At 66.6% G+C, this 1,708-nt stretch carries 1 protein-coding gene; it reads left to right on the top strand.

What is annotated here, in order from left to right:
* The first annotated feature begins 122 nt into the window (after positions 1–122).
* Positions 123–1,544: an IS1380 family transposase gene (locus QSK05_RS35970; RefSeq protein WP_285601900.1), complete on the top strand. Its 1,422-nt coding sequence runs from the start codon at positions 123–125 to the stop codon at positions 1,542–1,544.
* Positions 1,545–1,708: the final 164 nt, after the last annotated feature.

Genomic DNA, 1,708 nt, shown 5'->3' with positions numbered 1-1,708 from the left:
AGCCCGGATCCACCGGCCAGCATGAGTGATGTCACCGCAAAATAGGCCGCGGGTGCCCGCTGACCTGGGATGATGTTCTTGCGACGGAATATCAGCCCGAGGATCAAGGAAGCACCCGCGAGATGCGAGTATCTCACAGCGCCCAGGCCGCGAAGGTCGAGTTCGACGATCCGAATCTCCTGGCCGATGGTGGCCTGGCCCAGGTGATGGGCCTGGCCGAGAAGATCGATCTGGCCGGGCTGGTCGATGAACGAGTACGGATCAAGGACGCCCCGAACAGTGGCGGCGCGAACGCCGGCGCGAAGGTCCTCACGATCATCGCGGGGATGATCTGCGGGGCCGATAGTTTCGATGACCTGGCCCGGCTGAGGCATGGCGCGATGGGGAAGGTTTTCACCGGTGGCCGGGCGGTCTCCACGTGCGGGACGTTCCTGCGCTCGTTCACCCACGGCCACGTCAAACAGCTGCACGCGCTCCTGCGGATCGTGCTGGTCGCGTTGGTGACCGGGGCCCGTGATCTACTCCCGGACGCCGACGTGATCGCCTTCGTGGACGTCGATTCCATGCACCGGCAGGTCTACGGATACCAGAAACAAGGCGCGGTCAACGGCCGCCTGAAAGGCCAGAAGACCCTGCACCCGCTGATCGCCACGATCAGCACGCCTCTGTCCCGGCCGGTCCTGGCCGCGATCCGGATGCGCAAAGGCAACGCCGCCGACGTGCGCGGAGCGAAATCCTTCGTCGAGCAGACCCTGGCGACCGCGCGGGCGCTCGGCTGCACCGGCGCCCTGGTCCTGCGCGGCGATGCGAAGTTCTTCACCGCCGACATCTGCGCCGCCGCCCGCCGCGCGAAGGCACTGGTGTCGTTGACAACCGGGGCCAACCCGGCCGTGACCAGCGCGATCGCCGCCTACGACGCCGCCGGCGGGACCTGGACACCGATCCACTACCCGAACGCGTTCGTCGATGAGGAAACCGGGGACCTCATCTCCGACGCCGAGGTCGCCCAGATGCCGTTCACCGCGTTCACAGGGAAACGAAAATCCCTGCGGGCCGAGGGGCGCCTGATCGTGCGACGCGTCCGCCGCAAGAACCCACAATCCACAAAACCTGCTGCCGGGGAAGGCGAACAACAGGAACTGTTCCAGCTGTTCCGTCACCACGCCGTGTTCGTGACCGGTGACTTCGAGATGCTCCAGGCCGAGGCCCACCACCGCCAACACGCCATCCACGAACAGGTCAACGCCGAGGCCAAAGCCGGCGCGCTGGCCCACCTGCCCTCGGGATCGTTCCAGGCCAACGCCGCCTGGGCCACCCTCTGGGCCATCGCCCACAACCTCACCCGCACCGCCGGTGTCCTGGCCGGCGGCGCTCACACCCGCGCCACGGCCGCCACGATCCGCGCCCATCTGATCAACGTCCCGACCCGGATTGCTTCCAGGGCAAGGAAACTCACGTTCCACATGCCCGATGACTGGCCCTGGCGCGAGGACCTGCGAGACCTACGCGCCGCCATCACCCGCTGGCAGCCCCGCATCACCTGACCAGCAACCCTCTATCCATCCGCCCGAAAGGGCCTGACCAGGAACCGAAGTGGAAAACCCGGGCAGACCGGGTCATCACTCACGCCCACGCCAGGAAATACCTGAAATCACGATCAGGAAATGACCGCACTCGGCCACTCAAACCGGGTCGGCGGATCCGGGCT

The sequence above is a fragment of the Kineosporia sp. NBRC 101731 genome, from assembly GCF_030269305.1.
Classification (GTDB): domain Bacteria; phylum Actinomycetota; class Actinomycetes; order Actinomycetales; family Kineosporiaceae; genus Kineosporia.
This window is presented reverse-complemented; position numbering and strand designations above follow the sequence as displayed.